This window comes from Chitinophagales bacterium (assembly GCA_020635995.1).
GTDB lineage: Bacteria > Bacteroidota > Bacteroidia > Chitinophagales > UBA8649 > JAFMKE01.
This window is the reverse complement of record JACJYS010000001.1, coordinates 779,551-797,667: the sequence shown is the minus strand read 5'-3', so window position 1 is coordinate 797,667 and position 18,117 is coordinate 779,551. Positions and strand designations below refer to the sequence as shown.

At 30.8% G+C, this 18,117-nt stretch carries 20 protein-coding genes; 6 read left to right on the top strand and 14 right to left on the bottom strand.

The features are described from left to right. Nucleotides 1-10 precede the first annotated feature (10 nt). The 4 genes from H6578_03465 to H6578_03450 form a co-directional block, all read right to left on the bottom strand. Entirely contained in the window at nt 11-1,645 is a 1,635-nt protein-coding gene (locus H6578_03465) for an AlwI family type II restriction endonuclease (GenBank protein MCB9226220.1), read from the bottom strand. Nucleotides 1,646-1,647: 2 nt separating this feature from the next. Continuing rightward, the gene (locus H6578_03460; GenBank protein MCB9226219.1) at nt 1,648-2,622 is read right to left on the bottom strand and encodes a Dam family site-specific DNA-(adenine-N6)-methyltransferase; all 975 of its coding nucleotides are present in this window, start codon (nt 2,620-2,622) and stop codon (nt 1,648-1,650) included. Further along, a complete protein-coding gene (locus tag H6578_03455; protein MCB9226218.1) occupies nt 2,615-3,949 on the bottom strand; it encodes a DNA adenine methylase in 1,335 nt (444 codons plus the stop codon). Before H6578_03455 ends, H6578_03460 begins: the two co-directional genes overlap by 8 nt. A gap of 82 nt (nt 3,950-4,031) precedes the next feature. Next, on the bottom strand, nt 4,032-5,036 hold the full coding sequence (locus H6578_03450; GenBank protein ID MCB9226217.1) for an acyl-CoA reductase: 1,005 nt from the start codon (nt 5,034-5,036) through the stop codon (nt 4,032-4,034). Between the two features lie 343 nt (nt 5,037-5,379). Here H6578_03450 and rimO point away from each other — a divergent pair, with 343 nt between their 5' ends. After that, entirely contained in the window at nt 5,380-6,690 is a 1,311-nt protein-coding gene (gene rimO / locus H6578_03445; GenBank protein MCB9226216.1) for a 30S ribosomal protein S12 methylthiotransferase RimO, read from the top strand. Next, nucleotides 6,690-8,279 carry a bacillithiol biosynthesis cysteine-adding enzyme BshC gene (bshC, locus tag H6578_03440; protein MCB9226215.1) on the top strand — a complete coding sequence of 530 codons (1,590 nt, stop codon included), beginning with the start codon at nt 6,690-6,692 and terminating at the stop codon, nt 8,277-8,279. Before rimO ends, bshC begins: the two co-directional genes overlap by 1 nt. On the opposite strand, the gene H6578_03435 is transcribed toward bshC, so the two are convergent. Beyond that, on the bottom strand, nt 8,269-8,766 hold the full coding sequence (locus H6578_03435; protein ID MCB9226214.1) for a histidine phosphatase family protein: 498 nt from the start codon (nt 8,764-8,766) through the stop codon (nt 8,269-8,271). The two genes, bshC and H6578_03435, sit on opposite strands and share 11 nt — an antisense overlap. Then, complete coding sequence (locus H6578_03430) at nt 8,766-9,599, bottom strand: DUF1571 domain-containing protein (protein MCB9226213.1); 834 nt, start codon at nt 9,597-9,599, stop codon at nt 8,766-8,768. The genes H6578_03435 and H6578_03430 overlap by 1 nt, the downstream gene beginning before the upstream one ends. Nucleotides 9,600-9,745: 146 nt before the next feature. Here H6578_03430 and H6578_03425 point away from each other — a divergent pair, with 146 nt between their 5' ends. Beyond that, nucleotides 9,746-10,354 (top strand): hypothetical protein, encoded by a 609-nt coding sequence (locus tag H6578_03425; GenBank protein MCB9226212.1) that lies wholly within the window; start codon nt 9,746-9,748, stop codon nt 10,352-10,354. Here the strand turns inward: H6578_03425 and H6578_03420 are convergent, their stop codons facing one another. From H6578_03420 to H6578_03405, 4 genes are all read right to left on the bottom strand, one after another. Further along, entirely contained in the window at nt 10,355-11,221 is an 867-nt protein-coding gene (locus H6578_03420; GenBank protein ID MCB9226211.1) for a lipoate--protein ligase, read from the bottom strand. Next, nucleotides 11,218-12,399: a proline dehydrogenase family protein gene (locus H6578_03415; GenBank protein MCB9226210.1), complete on the bottom strand. Its 1,182-nt coding sequence runs from the start codon at nt 12,397-12,399 to the stop codon at nt 11,218-11,220. The genes H6578_03420 and H6578_03415 overlap by 4 nt, the downstream gene beginning before the upstream one ends. Before the next feature lie 102 nt (nt 12,400-12,501). After that, nucleotides 12,502-13,104: a GTP cyclohydrolase I FolE gene (gene folE / locus H6578_03410; GenBank protein MCB9226209.1), complete on the bottom strand. Its 603-nt coding sequence runs from the start codon at nt 13,102-13,104 to the stop codon at nt 12,502-12,504. Nucleotides 13,105-13,106: 2 nt separating this feature from the next. Further along, nucleotides 13,107-13,514, bottom strand: a complete 408-nt coding sequence (locus tag H6578_03405; GenBank protein ID MCB9226208.1) for a 6-carboxytetrahydropterin synthase — start codon at nt 13,512-13,514, stop codon at nt 13,107-13,109. Between the two features lie 101 nt (nt 13,515-13,615). On the opposite strand from H6578_03405, the gene H6578_03400 reads away from it, so the two are divergent. The 3 genes from H6578_03400 (at nt 13,616) to H6578_03390 (ending at nt 15,465) form a co-directional block, all read left to right on the top strand. After that, nucleotides 13,616-14,275 carry a hypothetical protein gene (locus tag H6578_03400; protein ID MCB9226207.1) on the top strand — a complete coding sequence of 220 codons (660 nt, stop codon included), beginning with the start codon at nt 13,616-13,618 and terminating at the stop codon, nt 14,273-14,275. Next, nucleotides 14,272-14,778 carry a DUF4442 domain-containing protein gene (locus tag H6578_03395; protein MCB9226206.1) on the top strand — a complete coding sequence of 169 codons (507 nt, stop codon included), beginning with the start codon at nt 14,272-14,274 and terminating at the stop codon, nt 14,776-14,778. The genes H6578_03400 and H6578_03395 overlap by 4 nt, the downstream gene beginning before the upstream one ends. A gap of 111 nt (nt 14,779-14,889) precedes the next feature. Continuing rightward, entirely contained in the window at nt 14,890-15,465 is a 576-nt protein-coding gene (locus tag H6578_03390) for a pseudouridine synthase (protein MCB9226205.1), read from the top strand. 4 nt (nt 15,466-15,469) lie between these two features. Here the strand turns inward: H6578_03390 and bcp are convergent, their stop codons facing one another. Genes bcp through H6578_03370 form a run of 4 tightly spaced genes read right to left on the bottom strand, consistent with a single transcriptional unit; the run spans nt 15,470 to nt 18,105 of the window. Continuing rightward, nucleotides 15,470-15,934, bottom strand: coding sequence for a thioredoxin-dependent thiol peroxidase (gene bcp, locus H6578_03385; protein MCB9226204.1), 465 nt, complete (start codon nt 15,932-15,934; stop codon nt 15,470-15,472). An 8-nt stretch (nt 15,935-15,942) separates the two neighbouring features. After that, nucleotides 15,943-16,824: a hypothetical protein gene (locus tag H6578_03380; GenBank protein ID MCB9226203.1), complete on the bottom strand. Its 882-nt coding sequence runs from the start codon at nt 16,822-16,824 to the stop codon at nt 15,943-15,945. Further along, nucleotides 16,724-17,482, bottom strand: a complete 759-nt coding sequence (locus tag H6578_03375; GenBank protein ID MCB9226202.1) for a UDP-2,3-diacylglucosamine diphosphatase — start codon at nt 17,480-17,482, stop codon at nt 16,724-16,726. Before H6578_03375 ends, H6578_03380 begins: the two co-directional genes overlap by 101 nt. Nucleotides 17,483-17,487: 5 nt before the next feature. Then, complete coding sequence (locus H6578_03370) at nt 17,488-18,105, bottom strand: LUD domain-containing protein (protein MCB9226201.1); 618 nt, start codon at nt 18,103-18,105, stop codon at nt 17,488-17,490. Nucleotides 18,106-18,117: the final 12 nt, after the last annotated feature.

Genomic DNA, 18,117 nt, shown 5'->3' with positions numbered 1-18,117 from the left:
ACATTGTGGATTATTTCAATAAATCTTCAAAAGAGTTTAGTACTTCTAAATTTGACAAATACTCTTTAGTATTTTGATTGTATAAAACCTTTACACTATCATTTTCAAATTTTAAGAACTTTTCAAATTCTATCATTCTTTGATGTATTTTTGGAGCAACAAAAATAATTTTAGTTTCCTTCCCAAATTTTGTTATCATAACATTTCTATGGTCTGAAATAGCCACTCCTTCATTTATTTGACCCGATGAATCTCTTCTTAAAGTGGGTTCAACTATAAAATTAAATTTTGTTTCAAAACACTCAATATCCGCTCCTGTATTAGAACCATTTTGACCTCTTGCATGCCCAATTGGCCAACCAATACTATCTGTCCTGCAATTAGCTTGTACTTTTGTGTTTTTAAATTGTTTTTTTACCCCTAAAGCACAGAAAAATTCATACCTAATAGATGCTTTTACATCTTTAATAGGGGGAAGTACCGATTTTTTGCCCGATGAAGCCTTTAATAATTCTTCTTTTATCTCCTCCCAAGTTAATAATGAATTGATATTATCCAATTGATTATCACTGGCATAAATTTCTTCCCTTTCAAATTTTAAAATATTCTTATCAATTTTAGAGGCGTATGAAAAATATGTAGATTCATCAGAATATATATCCGTAGGCAAATTTAAGTATGAATCTATTATATAATCAATAAGCTTCTCTTGATTTTTATTCAATTTTATAGAAAACACAGTAGTTTCTATCAAGCCTGTTGCAGATATTTTTCTATAATATTCATCAGTAATACTTCGTATAGTTTTTTCGTCCGTCCAACTTTCAAATTTGGTTCGTTTTAAAATGTACTGCTCTATTTTATCGTGTGATGCGTTTTCAGGAATTTCTTCTCTAAATTTTTTGATATATTTATATAGTTCATTAGGATTGTTATTGTCCCACAATAAAATAATGGGTATTTCTCTAATCCTAATAAATGATTTCATTTCGGAGTCAGCTTCTATTAGCTGTAATGTTTTTAAAAGCAAAGGAAAAGGAGAATTTACAATACTTCTTCTCATAAAAGGGTTTGAAGATTTGTATTTTGCTAAACAATGAGCATAAACAATATTTTCTTTAGCTGTAAATTCAGATTCTCTTGGGTCATCATTTTCTGGAATAGAATCAATTAACAGTTTGCCTAATTCTGTTACGTGAAACTTTTTAGCAAATTTATTAGTGCAATCTTTACCTCTAATAGCTTTACCTGGAGCGGTAAAATCAATTAATCCAAAAGTTCTACTTAATTTATAATAATTAAACCACCTTGCTGCCCAATGAGGATCTTTTTTTGAACCTCTAAACCCTGGCTCCGCATGTGTAGGTTTCCATGCATTAATTATTTTTACGGCTTCTTTTTCGGTAATTAAATCATCGCTTTTAAATTTATCTGAAAGGGATTTATCGTCAATAATTTTTAATGCTTCTTGAGGATAAAAAACTTTTTCTTTAACCAAATCTTTTATCATTGTTTCGCAAAGCTCATTAGTTAAAACAGAGCCATTATATTTATAAGCTATCCTTAAAAAATGTTTGTTTCTAACAGGATTTCTAATTGTAGTATCAAAATAAAGGTGTTTTGGTTTTGCTTCTTTTTTAGCCATTACTATTCTACTGTTTCAAATTCCTTAAAGTTAATAGTTTTTTGAGTCGGTGTTGTAATTTCAGGTTCATAATTTGTAATCAAAACCTCTTTAAATTCTTTGTTAGAATTGTCATGATAACTGATATAATTGCTTTTTATGTCAAAAGAATTATGTTGCTTGCTCCACTCATAAAATTGATGATTGATTTTTCCCTTGTAATGCGAAACATTGGAAACGGCAAATTTTACATTTTGAGTGTCCAACCATTCTAAAAAGTTAAGCAATCGCTTTTCTGTTTCTTCGTTCCAAAGTTTATTGTATTCGCTAAACGTAATTAAATAAGGAGGGTCAAGGTAAACAAAATCTTCTTCCTGAAATTCAATTTGTTGAAAGAACTCCAAAAAATCTAAATTATGAAAGGTGATGTTTTTCTGTCTTGTCAAACGGAAATAATCATTTAAAGCAATTTCTGTGTTTTTATTGAAATCAACATTGCCGACAGGCAAATTATACTCTCCTTTTGAATTAAAACGCAACATTCTGTTAAAACCATAAATCAAAAGCAAATACAAATGTAAAACACTTTTTTTGCTGTTTGAATTGTAGTCTGATTTCAATTGATTAAAACCTTGCTTGTTAAATTTTGCGTAATAGGTTTTTTTCCACTTTTCTTTTAGTTCTTGTGAAACAATATCTTTGATGTAAGAGTGTGATAAATTGTATTCCTGAATAATCTCAAAAACATTATTAAAAAATACCTGTGGATTTTTGGATTGTTCAATTAAAAACTGATGAATATTGATAACGTTTGTATCAATATCATTTAATAAATATTCGTTGGCATTTACGTTGAGAAAAACAGAACCGCCACCCGTAAACGGCTCAATAAAATGATTTATCGTTTTAGGGAAATATTTACTGATTTTGGGGTAAAGTTTGTATTTATCTCCAACGTAAAATAATGGCGAACGATATGTTTTTTTGTATTTAGTCATATTTTTTTGTTAGAAATAAAAACTCTTTGTGGTCGTTAAAATTGGTTTTTCCTGTGTTGAAATATTTGTGCGATTGCTCAAATATTTTGGTTTCTCCAATACTGTTTAAAATCTCAACTATTTCCTCATATTTTATTTTGTTTTTAGAAGATTTACTTTTTGATTTGTAAGTATTGTTGTATGAAACTGCTAAATATTTTACGTCCAAATTTCTGACTAAATCTTTGAAAGCTTCTTTTGCTTTTACCGTACAATATTTACTCATATTTTCGGGCTCGGGTTTTAACGCAACTCCGTAAAGTTTGGGCTTTTTCCATTGTACCAAATTTTCGTAAACATGATAAAATCTGCTGTACTGTCTTGAATTGTATGGGGGGTCAATATAGGCAATGTCGCCTTTTAATTTTCTAACCAAATTATTGGAATCTTCTCGGTAAATTTTTGCTCCTGCAAAATCTTCGGTTTGAATTAAACGAAAATTCAGGGGTCGCTTTGCAATCGGTTTTTTAATGTATGCGTCAAAATGCCCAACTGTATTGGCAAGTCGGTCAATGGTATATATTAACGAAGTTAAAAGAATGGCATATTCCTTTGGGTTTAGTTCGTCTTTTTTGTTTTCAATATCTTGGCGAATGTATCCTATTATTTTTGAAATATCGTGTTCATAAAACTTACCTCCAAAATTTTTAGAAAAATAATTTCCTTTAATATCTTTCGGATTTAACGTGTTGTATTCGTTTATAATTTCAATTATTTTTTCTTTATCCCACTTTTGTTTAGTAAAAAATGCTTGATATGCTATGTTGTTAGAAAATAAAATATCATTTAAAACAACTGTTTTATAGCTTTTCATTGCTTCTTTTGCTATGCTTGCTGTTCCTGAAAAAACATCAATAAAAGTGTTATTTCCTATGGTTTCTTTTTGAATAATTTCTATTATCCAATCAGTTAATTTTGCTTTATTTCCAATGTATCTTCTGCTGTGTAAACCAAATTTTTCTAAATTTTCATAATTGTTAAAAAGTGAATTTCCATATTTAATTTTTTCTTCGGCAAGGTAAAACCCTTCTATTCCTAAATCTTCATTTTGTATTTCGTATATGATTTTATCACTAATGAGTTGTTTAATTAATTCATTTTCGCTGTAATTGTAAAATGAAGCTAAAATTTGTACTTGTGGTTTTGTTGGCAGTCTTTTTCCTGTTTCAATTCTACTCAATGAAGTATAATTTATTGCTGTTTTCTCAGCAACTTCTTGTAAATGAAAACCTTTAGTTTCTCTTATTTCTTTTAATGTATCGCCAATAGAAATTAAAGTATCCAACATAATTTGACAATTTCCGTCAAATATAGAAATAATATTTGAATTTTAGGGCAATAGAAACTATCTCTTTTTTCTGTTATAGGCTTTACAGCTTTAACAAAAATTCAAGCGTATCTACATTATCGGCATAGTCGTTTAAAGCAGGTTGCTGTGCTTTGCCAAAAGGAATACTTTTCCACTCGTCTGTTGTGCTACCTACTATGGTTTGTATGTCTTTGTGGTTGTCTAAAATATAATCTAAAACTTCTTCGGTATTTTCGTAAAATTTGTAATGCACAGTAGCCAGCCTGCTGTGTATGTTTTCATCTTCTTTTACTATCACAAAATCGTTGGCTAAATGAGCATTTTTATTCATTAATAGCAAAGTTCTATTATAATCGTAATTATCCTTGTATAAATTATGATTTACGTAATCTTTATATTTGTCAAAATAGGGAAAAAGCTGCTTTATATCGTAATGTGCAGGAACAAAAACAAAAGAAATATTTCTACATCCTAAGCCAAAATACTGAAAAATATCATCGGCTAAAGCGTCTAATTCTTTTTCTGTTTCATAGCCGTTTATAACGGCTATGCTATGCCTGTTTCCCCTTAATAAATGGGATACTTTTTTAAAATAATATTCAAAATATCGGTTGGTATTATTACTTCCTGTGCCTATAACGGCATCATAATCGGTAAGTTTTTCTATTATTTCAGCATCCCAAGTTATGTCTATTCTTTTCAACTCCTGAATAATAAATTTCATTAAAACCTCATCTTTTGATGATAGCTTAACCCGAGTAGGAGCATTAAGCACAAAAGCACATAAAATATCATGAAATCCTACTAATGGAATATTGCCTGCCAATATTATTCCTACTTTTTTAGTTATAGGTTTAATATTATATCCATTTAACCAATTTCTTAATTTATCCGCATCTAAAAATTGAATTTTAATAGCGTTTATAGCCTGCCAAATATTGGTTTGAGTAAACCATTTATTTTTAATTTCAGCACTTTTGCAAGCCGTTTGCAGGCTTTCATTGTCTTTATTTAAAACCGTTTTAAGCTCTTGAAGTCTTTCAATTTTGTAATCTATTAACTGCATGTTGCAAATTTAATGAGATAAAAAGACTTTTTATTAAGCTATTTTAAAGAACTAAAACTTGTATTGCTCAGTTATTAACCTTAGTTTAATTAATCTTTTTAGAATAGAACGCTTTAAAGGGTTTTGGGAAGTAGATTCTTGTTTGTTTATAAAGTATAAATATAATAGCATAAAACTTTTTTATGCTGTTACTCATTGCTAAAATAAAAAATGCTTCGTTGTTAAACCTTGATTTATCCCGATAAATCTTCACTTTCACGCCTTGCCTTTTTCATTTTATTCAATGTCTATTCTTATAAATGTTAATCAAACTCAGGTTAATAATTACCTTTGTGCATATTTTATGAAAACAAAGACACTTAAAAAAAATAAAGTCAATATTGTAACACTCGGTTGCTCTAAAAACTTAGTAGATAGCGAAGTGATAATGACACAACTGCGTGGCAACAACATAAATGTAACTCACGAAAGTAAAGTAGATGATTTTAACATAGTAATAGTTAATACCTGCGGTTTTATAGATAAAGCCAAAGAAGAATCTATAAATACTATTTTAGATTTTGCTGATGCCAAACGTGAAGGCGAAATAGATAAATTATACGTTACAGGCTGTTTATCGCAGCGTTATAAAGATAATTTAGAGCAAGAAATACCCGAAGTAGATGCCTACTACGGCACCAGAGATTTGCCCGCACTGCTTAAAACTTTTAAAGCAGACTATAAACATGAGCTTGTAGGCGAAAGACTGCTTACTACACCACGCCATTATGCTTACGTAAAAATTTCGGAAGGATGCAATAGAACTTGTTCTTTTTGTGCTATTCCTATAATGAGAGGCAAGCATATTTCTAAACCAATAGAAGAATTAGTTACTGAAGTTAAAAACTTGGTAAATAAAGGCGTAAAAGAAATAATGCTGATAGCACAAGAGCTTACCTACTATGGCTTAGATATTTATAAAAAAAGAAGTTTAAGTACTTTATTAGATACTTTGTGCCAAATAGAAGGTTTGCACTGGATAAGGCTACATTACGCTTATCCCACTCAATTTCCTATGGAGATTATAGAAACTATGGCTCGCCAACCCAAAATTTGCAATTATTTAGATATTCCTTTGCAACACGCCTCTGACAATGTGCTACAAAGAATGCGAAGAAAAATAACTAATGCTCAAACCCGAACGCTTATAAACGATATACGAAGTATTTTGCCGGAAATAGCTATAAGAACTACCATGCTTGTTGGTTTCCCGGGCGAAACAGAAAAAGATATAGAGGAACTTAAAAGTTTTATTGAAGAAATGAAATTTGAGCGTTTAGGCGTATTTACTTACTCTCATGAAGAAGATACCCATGGCTACAAATATGAAGATGACGTGCCCGAAGAAGAAAAAAACAGGCGGGCAAATGAGCTAATGGAAGTACAGCAAGAAATTTCTTATGAGCTAAACCAGCAGAAAGTGGGCAAAACTTTTAAAGTACTTATAGATAAAAAAGAGGGAGAGCATTTTGTAGGCAGAACAGAATACGACTCGCCAGATGTAGATAATGAGGTATTAATAGATGCCACCAAACAATATGTTTCTATTGGCGATTTTGTAACTGTAAAAATTACAGAAGCTACAGATTTTGATTTATACGGAGAATTATTATAATGGATTTATACAAAAAGATAGACTTAAAAACTATAGAATTATTACCAAAATTAGTTGAAGATTACATTTATCAAAATGAAAAAACAACAGATTTAGCTCAGTTTAAGCCAAATTTAAAAGAAATAGAAAAAGTAATAGAGCTAAAAAAAGATTTTTCAAATAGAAATGAGCTATTTAATGCCCTTAAAAATCAGTATCAAGGTTTTAGTTTAAGTACAAAAACAGCAAACAACCTCAATTTAATACAAGAAAACAACACTTACACTATATGTGTGGCACATCAATTATGCTTATTTACAGGGCCAAGCTATTTTATTTATAAAATACTAAGTGCCATTAAAATGGCTAAAATACTTAAAGAAAAATACCCTCAGCATAATTTTGTGCCTGTGTATTGGATGGGAAGCGAAGACCATGATTTTGAAGAAATAAACCACTGCTATGTTTATGGCAAAAAAATAGAGTGGCAAAATGATGAAGAAGGAGCTGTGGGCAGAATGAGCCTAAAAGGCATGGAAAAAGCAATAGCTCAACTGGAAGAAATATTGGGAAATAGTGATGCAGAACGAGCCGTGCTAAACGAAATAAAAACTTTTTTTACTCATAAAAATGTTAGCTACGGAAAAGCATTTCAGCAGTGGATAATGCACTTGTTTAAAGATTTTGGTCTTTTAGTAATAGACCAAGACGATAAAATGCTAAAGAAATGTTTTGCTTCTGTAATGCAAAAAGATATTGAAGAAAATGCTTCCATGCGGGCTTTAAAAAACACCTTAGAGTATCTGAGTACAAACTACCACGTGCAAGCCACTCCGCGAGATATAAACCTATTTTATTTTAACGAAAACAAAAGAGAAAGAATAGAAGCCTTAAACGGAGGTTTTCAGCTTGTGGAAAGCAAAAAATATTTTACTAAAGAAGAAATTTTAGCTGAATTAAATTCTAATCCGGAAAATTTTAGTCCCAATGTAATTTTGCGTCCTTTGTATCAAGAAACTGTACTGCCTAATGTTGTTTTTATGGGCGGACCGGGAGAGGTTTCGTATTGGATGGAGCTTAAAGAGGTTTTTAATTTTAATAAAATTGTACCGCCTATTATTTTGTTGCGAGATATGGCTTTAACATTACCGCAAAGAGATTTGCTTCGTTTAGAAGAATGGAATGTGAGTACGGAAGATATTTTTGGAGATTATAATAGCATAGCTAAACGGTTGGTAAAACAGTTTTCGGACAATGAGCTTAATTTGAATACTGAAAAGAATGATTTACTAAAACTGTTTTCTACTATTAAAGAAAAAGTTAAATTAATAGACAAAAATTTAGAAAAGAGTGTAAATGCCGAAGAGCAAAAAACAATAAACTCATTTAGCAATTTAGAAGATAAAATACTACGTGCCGAAAAAAAACAACATGAAACTACTTTAAGTCAACTTGAAAAAGTTAAGGATAAAGTTTTCCCAAATGGAACATTGCAAGAGAGGCACGACAATTTTCTACCTCTTTATACCCGATTGGGCAAAACTTTTTTTGAAGATTTATTAAAAGAATTTAATAGCTTTGAAAAAGAAATTTACATTTTTAAACACTAAGTACTTCTGAGCAGATATAAGACTTAAAGTTTAGATCTCCTATTTTTAAATCTTTCCAGTTTTCTATATCAGTTTGGTAGTGTAAAACGCCACAGGTTTTTACATTTATAAATTGCTCTGTTAAATAGGCAAACTCCGTTACTCCGGGATTATGAGCCACCAAGCCTACAGTAGTGTATTTCTCTTCGCTATTTTGTAGTTTTTCAATTATTTTATCTACCGAAGCCAAATATAATTCTTCGCAAACAGAAATTACTTTAACATCAAACCCCGTTTGGCGAGCAATAATAACTCCGGTATGTACAGCCCGAGAAGCTGAGCTGGTTATAATTTTATCAAATTTTACATTTTTGTTTTTAAGACATTCGCCCATTTTTGTTGCATCTTTAATTCCGTCAGCACTAAGCGTTCTATCTATGTCGTTTATCATAGCTTTTGTGGCTGAGTTGGCTTCAGCGTGTCTTATTATAAAAATGTTTTTAACCATTAAAAATTATACTTTGGATTATCCTCACTAAAATCTACAGTTGTAAAGGTTGGATTTACCTTTAAGCCCAAAAATTCATACTTTTCAAACATGCCTTTGTCATCATGCATTTCTTGGTATACGGGAAAAAAAGTACTTTTGTTTATATATAGTATAGATTTTTTTGCATAAGAAGAAGGAATCTTTATAGTTTGCCCTGCACTACCACTATTAAAATTACTAAATCCATTCTTTTCTACTATTAATTGTTCGTTAATAGCTTTATCCATAGAAATACTGTATAAAGTTTCTCCACTTTTAATGGTATAATCTACATAAGTAAAAGTTGGGTCGGTTATAATTATTTTATAGCAAGACTGACCGTCAAACGTTACTGAACCGGCAAGCTGAAAAACTTCATTAAAACGCCCTTCTTGAATGGCTCTTTGCTTAGCACCTTTTATTGATTTTAAAACTAAACCAAAACCACTTTCTAACACTGTGTGGTGGTTATTTTTTCTTATTAAGCTGTTAAAAGGACTTAGCTTAATTCCAAACATTTTATTTACCAATGCTTTATTGCCTCTTTCGCCCTGAACATATAAAACTTCAACACCTTCATTTTCGCCTTTTATATTATGCAGGTATATTTTTTTAGGATTTTCTTGAACTTTGGTAAATATGGTGTTATAAATATTTTTCCCATTTATGCGTTCCACCTCATTTAAGGTGTATTCGTAGGTTTTGCCTGCACTTACGGCAGATATCATTTTATTAATAACCGTAGCTGCATCTTGAGCTTTAAGTGTTAACGAAGAAATAAATAGAACTAATAATAAGGTGGTTTTTTTCATGAAATTTAAGCTTTAATATATTTATTACTTTTATTATCAAAAACTATGCCTAAGGTTTTTTTGTTAAATTATTTAACATCTATGTATTATAAAATATTTTTTTTGGAAAAAAATTACTAAGTTTGTTGCTCAAAAACTTACATACAATGAAAAACACATTTATTTTAAAGTTATTTATAATGATTTTTGCTATATCTACAGTGTCTGTAAATACTGTTTATGCAAAATCTGACAAGAAAAAGGCTAAGAAAGAAAAGAAAGCCGTAAAAAAACAACTTAAAAAATACATGAAAGACACTGAGTCATATAGTAATATGATAAACGGGTATAAAGAAAATGTGTCTGAATTAGAAGAAGATGTTAATGAACTTTCTACAGCTAAAAGAGAATTAAGTACTGAAAATGAAGAGTTGAAATCAGAAATGGTTCAATTAAATAATCAAGTTTCAGATTTAACTTACAATTTAGAAGAAGCACAAAAAAAATCAAGCTCAATATTTAAAAATGAAGGCATAGAATATAGAGTGCAAATAGGAGCATACAGAAATTTTGATTTTACGCCATATTTAACTGAAAATCAAATAATTGGTCATGAGTTTATTGATGGCGTACACAGATATTTTGTAGGAAGCTGGGCTAATGCCGATGATGCTTATAATTTTGCTCAAAAATTTAACGAAATGGAAATAGATGATGCTTTTGTAACTAAATATGTAGATGGTACAAGAGTAGATTTTGACTACCACAAACAATAATTAGCGAGTTAAAAACGCTAAAAAATTCATATTTTTATAAGGACTATCAATTATTGGTAGTCCTTTTTTATTTAAAATACTTACTATTTTTCCTTTCTCTACTTGCAAAATAAAATCTTCATTATTCATTTTATACTTTAGGCTAAATTTAGGCGAACGATTGTAAATCCATTCCTCACTTTGAAAAAAGCTTGAATCAATTTCATTGAAATTTAATGGATATATTTTGCCTACTTCCTTAAACATTTCTAATAATTCAAGTGCAGTAATATTTGATTTTTCCAATAATTCAGATACGTTTTTCACCTTACTTCTCACAGATTTAGAAGCTTTAGATTTTATACTTAACTCCAAAGGGCTTTCAATAGCTTTTTGCATAAACTCAAGATGAGAATTTACCAGTAGCGTTCCATGGCTTATTATAGCTTTTTTATTAGTAAACTGTGCCTGCCCACTTATTTTATAACCATCTATTTCTATGGCATTTCTTTGGGTTAAATATGGGCTTAATCCTATTTTTTTTAAGATGCTAAAAAGTGGCTTTACTGCCCAAGTATAATTATTCACTTTTTTAATATCGTTTTTAGTAATAAAAGCCCAATTCAAATTTCCTTTATCGTGAAATACGGTGCCTCCTCCACTAATTCTCCTACATATTTGTATATTATTTTTAAGGCAGTAAGCAATATCTACTTCTTCAAAAATATTTTGATTTCGTCCTACTACTACGCAGGGTTCATTAATGTACAGCAATAAAAAATCGGTGTTTTCTACCTCTAAATTTTCTAATGCCCATTTTTCAAGCGATAAATTAAAAAACGGATTGGAACGGGTAGAAATTATTAAATTTAATTGTTGAGTTTCTATAACTGTCTTCTTTTTTTCTCTTTAGTAAGCATTTCCAGTTCTCTGCCTGTCTGTCCGTTTACACTTTTATTTTCATCGGCACGCCTAATTAAATAAGGAATAACTTCTCTAACAGGACCAAAAGGAAGATATTTAGACGCATTATATCCATTTTCGGCTAAATTAAAAGTTATAAAATCGCCCATGCCATACAGTTGCGAAAACTCAATATTAGGATGATTGGAAACTATATTTTTTGCCGTCATTAATTCTGTTGCAAAAAAATTGCTTTGCTCATTATGCGAAGCTATACACAACGATAAATTTTCAATATTATCTAAACACAATGAAATAGCGGTATTAAAATCATTGTCGGTGTCTTGTTTGCTTTTCTGAATTACGGTAGAAACGCCATGCTCTTTAGCCCAATCATTTTCTTTGTCAACATAAGCTCCGCGCACCATTTTTACACCAAAATAATAGCCTTGCTCTTTAGCTTGCTGTATATTATTTTTTAAATCTTCCAGTTTATCCACTCTATACATTTGGTAGGTATTAAATACAACAGCTTTTTCTTTATTGTACTTTTTCATTAAAGCGTTTACCAAATTATCTATTTCTTTTTGCACCCAACTTTCTTCGGCATCCCAGTATATTTTTATATCATTTTCTTTAGCTAAAGAGCACAATTTATCCATTCTTTTGGTCATTTCTATAAACTCTGCTTGCTCCTTTTGGCTAAGTTTTCCTTCTTTTTGATACTTTTCTATAATTTCATGTCTGCCTAAGCCCGTAGGTTTACAGCAAATTACATTTACATTGCTTTTTCTTGAAGCAAATTCAATAGCTCCTTTAAGTTTACTAAAAGTTTTATTAAATTCTTTTTCAGAATGTTTGGTTTCTACGCTGTAGTTTAAGTCAATATTTACATTACGCTGCTGCAATAAATTTATAGTTGGCACGCTATCTTTAAGGCTTTCTCCCCCACAAAAAGTACTGTAAAAATTATTTTTCACAAATGGTTTTACCGGAAAATAAATCGTATTAGCTATTTTTACTAATACCGTACCTACATTAACAAAAAATTTATTGCTAAGCAGTTTGTAAACTCTATATGTTTTCAATAATTTTTTATTAGATAAATGTGCGTAGGCTTTTTCCGTATCAGCGAATGAAATGGGTTTGGTTTGGTTTGTCATTGTACTAATATAAGCTACAAAATTAAACTAAAGTTTAGGGTTTTAAGCAATTTAGTAGCAGTAAAAATTATATGAGAATAATTTTAAAGTCAAATTTATAATCTAAGACAACTTAGTACTCAACAGCTTTAAAAACTCCATTCTTGTTTTTTGTTTTACAAACTCGCCACTAAAAGAGGAAGTTGTAGTACTGGAATTTTGTTTTTGTACGCCACGCATCATCATGCAAAGATGCTGAGCTTCTATAACTACTGCCGTGCCGTGCGGTTCAAGCACTTCGTCTATTACTTCTTTTATCTGTACCGTAAGGCGTTCTTGCACTTGCAGCCTGCGGGCAAAAACATCTACTAAACGTGGCAGTTTACTTAAACCCACTATTTTTCCATTAGGAATATAAGCTATGTGTGCTTTGCCAAAAAATGGTAGCATGTGGTGCTCGCAAAGCGAGTATAGTTCTATATCTTTTACAATTACCATTTCATTATGGTCTTCATGAAAAAGTGCTTTACGCAGTATTTCTTGAGGATTCATATCATAGCCGTGCGTTAAGTAGTGCATAGCTTTTGAGGCACGTTCGGGGGTTTTTATTAAGCCTTCTCTGGCTACATCTTCGCCTACATTTTCTATTATTTCTTTATAATTATCGGCTACTTTTTTAACCAACTCTTCATTATAAAACTCGTTTTTCTTGTATCTATTTTCCATAACTATTCTCCGTAATATTCTACATAAATTCTATCTGTTTCTTGCAGTTTTAGGCAATGTAACTCGTAGCCGTCTAATTTTTCTTTTAAAATATCCCATATTAGCATCACAAAATTTTCTGAAGAAGGCTGTACTTTTTTAAAATGTTCAATCTCTAAATTTAAGTTTTTATGGTCAAAACGTTCTACCACTTCTTTTTTAATAATTTTGCTCAACTCATGCACATTCATTATAAAACCGGTTGTAGGGTTTGGTTTTCCTTTTATAGTTACAAAAATTTCAAAATTATGCCCATGAAAATAAGGATTGCAACATTTGCCAAACATCTCTTTGTTTTTTTCTTCACTCCACTCATCTACATGTAGTTTGTGGGCGGCATTAAAATGTTCTACTCGGGTTAAATAAACCATAGGATTTTTTAATAGCTACAAAGATACCGTATTGTATTAGAATTTAAAACTTTAATATTGGCATACATTTTTGTAGATATAAAACTATCTTTACACAACTTATGAAAGTATTATTGGCTTTTCCTGAAAATGTAGTGATAAAACAGTTTTCTGAGTATGTAAAAAGAGATGCTGAAGCCAAAAAATGTACTTATAAGCATATTGATATAGAGTTTAAACCAACCGGCTATACTGATTTTGAAACATCATACCACATAACAGATGCACTTAAAAAGCGAGATATGCACTTGGTACTTTATGCCGGTTTAGCCAATAGCTTAAACAATATGATGAAAACAGGCGAAGTGGTTAATGTAATAAATGAGTTGCCCTATCAATATGGACAAACCGAAAATAATGAATTTTCATCGGCTTATCAGTTAAATTGGCTTAATAGAAATGAATATCCACACCAGCGTGGAGGTTTTATAAATTTAACTAATTCTTATTTTAATATTTTTTTACCTATAATGAAAACGGCAGCTATAAGTTGCAGAACACTGGGCGGAACACAGGAAGAATTAGATTATAAACTCAAAAACTATCCTATTCATATAGAAACAGGAAATGGATTAGCTTTTCAGTATGCTTGCTTGTACAAAAGAATTGGTTTTTACCAGCTTAGAGCCATAGAAAAAAACTATTTAACTAAAGTGGCAGATAGAGATTTGGCAATAGAAAATTTAAACAAAGAATTAATAAGAATAATAGACTTACTATGAGTATAAATTATATAAGCGAACAACAAAAAATTAACGGAGAAAATTTTAGGAAACAAGTAAATGGTTTTGGCTTTAATTTTTATTTGTTGTACAAGTTGCCAGCGGCATTTTTTAGTGGTGTGCGTATGGTAAAACTAACCGAAGATGAATGCAAAGTAAAAGTTCCTTACAAGTGGTTTTCGCAAAATCCGTTTCGTTCTACTTATTTTGCTTGTTTGGCTATGGCTGGCGAAATGAGCACAGGCGTGCCTTGTATGATGGCAATAGACAAACTACAACCAAGAGTTTCTATGTTGGTAGTAGATTTGCAAGCATCTTTTACTAAAAAAGCTACAGATATAACTACATTTACCTGTACAGATATTGCTAAAATATACGACACCGTAAAAAAAGCTATAGAAACAAAAGAAGGGCAAACCGTAGAAACTAAAGCTGTAGGTAGAAACAAACAAGGAGAGGAAGTTGCTACTTTTAAAATAACATGGAGTTTTAAATCAAAGTAGTTGATTAAGTATTATAACAATTCCTTTTACAGCCTTTTTTGAGAGCTTGGGACTTAAAAAGTTTAATATTAATATTTTCATTTTATCCACCACAAAATAAAAAACTCCATCATGAACCACAGGCATTTTATTTTGCATAAACCTTATGGATATTTATCGCAGTTTATACGCCCTGTTTCTAAAAGAAAAAACAAAAAACTTTTAGGCGAATTAGGAAACTTTCCCACAGGAACTATGGCTATAGGTAGATTAGATGAAGCTTCGGAAGGGCTGCTACTGCTATCTACTAACGGCAAGGTAAGCGAAGAAGTAAGAAGCAAAAAAATAGAAAAAGAATACTACGCCCAAGTAGATGGCGAAATAACTGCTGAAGCTATAGAAGAACTTAAAAAGGGCGTAACAATAAGAGTTAATAAAGTTGACTACAAAACACTCCCGTGCCAAGCTAAAAAACTACACGAAGCTCCAAATTTTGAACAGCGAACCAGAAAAATAAGAGACGACCGCCATGGTACTACCAGTTGGGTGTCTATAACTTTAACCGAAGGCAAAAACCGTCAAGTGCGAAAAATGACCGCGACTGTTGGTTTCCCTACACTTAGGTTAATAAGAGTTAGGATAGGAAATATACACTTAGAAAATTTAAAAAGTGGCGAATTTATAGAAGTAGATTCTTTTAATTTGTAGTACTTTACTTCCCCAGCACTTCTTTAATTTGTTCTGTGGCATCTTTTGTTTTTACTTTGGTAATAATATGGCTTATTACATTTTTTTCGTCTATAATAAACGTAGTGCGATGCGTGCCGTCATATTCTCTTCCCATAAATTTCTTTTTGCCCCACACACCATAATCATGATGCACTTTTAAATCTGTATCGGCTATTAATGGAAATGGCAAACTATATTTGGCTATAAATTTTTGATGAGATTCTTCTCCTTGGCTACTTACGCCTATTATTTGAAAACCCATGTCTGAAAGTTCTTTAAAATTATCTCTAAAATTGCAAGCATTAGCCGTACAGCCGGGTGTATTATCCTTTGGATAAAAATACAATATCTTTTTCTTTCCTTTAAATTGGTCTAAACTTATTACATTTCCATTTTCGTCTTTTGCGTTTATAGCTGGTGCTTTGTCCCCTTCTTTTAATTTTATCATTCTATCTATTAATTTTTATTATCGGTATAGCTGTATATTATAACTTTATTTTCTGTTAGCAAATAAACTCTGTCTTTTTGCAGTTGTGCAAATTCATAAGTTTCTCCTGCCGGAAGCTTCATATTTTGTTCTACAAAAGTATCTTTATTATAACTATGCAATTCATTGTTTTCAAAATACAAAATCCTATTTCTTACTACTTGTATAGTTTTTTCATCTTTTAAAGAAATTAGTTTCTTGTAGCTCCCAAATCTATCAAACTCTAATATCCCCTCATTGGGGTCGTTTAAATATATCTGCATACCATAATCCAATATTTGAACAGGATTATATTCTCGTTCTATCAGCACATTAAAATTTTCACTTTCGTACAGTTTCTCTCCGCTTGAGTTTACCTTTTTCAGCTTAAAATCCGATTTATCATACAGCCAAAAATTGCCATCGTTTGAATTAGCAATAACATCTACTGCATAAAAACCCAACTCATTTAAGTTTAATGATGATAATTCGCTTAAATTTCTATCTAAAACCTTAGCTATCATAAAATCTTGAAAATATACCAATACTTTCATGGGGTTTATTACATCTACATAGCTTATCTCGCCACTTTTATAATCTTCAAAAACTCCTTTTTTATTGCCGTCTGCATCATACAATGTAAGCCTATATGCTTCTATAACATAAAGATTGCCAAAAGCATCGGTAAGCATTGAGGCATTTTTAGCTTTTATTTCTTTTACAAGAGTGTATTGCTGGGCAGTAGTGGTTTTTATGCTTATAAATAATAAACTAAGTATTAAAATAGCATAATGTAGTTTTTTGCCCATCAAATACAGCATAAGATTTAAAACGTAGCCAATCGCCCAAGTTAATGTATGTTGTATTTTCATTTATTTTATATTCTAAAGCTAAATGCCTGTGTCCAAATATATAATAATCAAAGTGATTTTGAGTTTCTTTTCTCTTTATATATTGAATGAGCCATTCTTTTTCTGCTCCTAAAAATTTTTCTTCCGTTTCGCCATTTCCATAACGGCTTTTTTTACTAAAATAATTGGCAATTGCCATGCCAATATCGGGGTGCAACCATTTAAACAAAAAATGACAAGCCGGATTTCTAAAAACCTTTTTCAGTATTTTGTATTTATAATCTTTCGGTCCTTTGCCATCGCCATGTCCTACTAAAAATTTAATTCCGTTTTTTTCAAAGGTATAATTATCGCTGTGTATTTCAAAACCCAGTTCATGTTTAAAATACCCACTGAGCCACATATCATGGTTTCCCTTAAAATAATGTACTTTTATACCACTGTCGGTAAATTCGGCAAGCTTGCCAAACAATCGGGTATAACCTTTAGGAACTACTTGTGCATAATCAAACCAAAAATCAAAAATATCACCTACTAAAAATAACTCTTCACAATCATCTTTTATTTGATTGAGCCATTTAATAAATTCTTTTTCTCTTTGTAAACTTTGCTTGTAATTAGGTGTTCCTAAGTGCAAATCTGAAGCAAAATATATGTTTTTAGAAACACTCAATTGCAGTTTAATTATTCTTCATCTATATAAAAAACATACACGCTTGATGTGCCCGATGCATTTAACAAATGAGATTTATGAGCCTGATATACAGGAAAATTTTCATTTAGCTCAATAATAGAGGGCAACTTATCATGAAAAGCCAACTTGAACTCACTTATAGCATCTTCAATATTTGAAATCAAATTGTTTTTAAAAGCAATTAATACATGATGATTAGGAAAATCTGTAAGCCTTCTGTTTGTAGCTTGGTGTGGTGCCAGCATAATAACTCCTTCATCTGCCACTAAACCATAGCAATATGAAATAGCAACATCACAATCTTCCATATTTTTGTAAACCTGCCCATTTTCAAAACCATAATCTTGCATAAAAATATTTATTTCATGGTCGCAAACAAAAAACTCATTCCACTCATTTTCTGTTTTTAATGACTGTAACATTTTAAAAAAGGCTGAACTGTTTTCGCAATAGACAAACTTACCTCCCACTTCAGAAAAATTTTCGGCAAACCGAACATCTAATTCTTCCGCAGTTGACTTCCCTTTAAAAGATGGTTTTTCATCTTTTTTGTCGTCATCTTCAGGAAATAAACTCCTAAACAAATTTGGTGTGTTGTCCGCAGGCATGTAACAAATTTA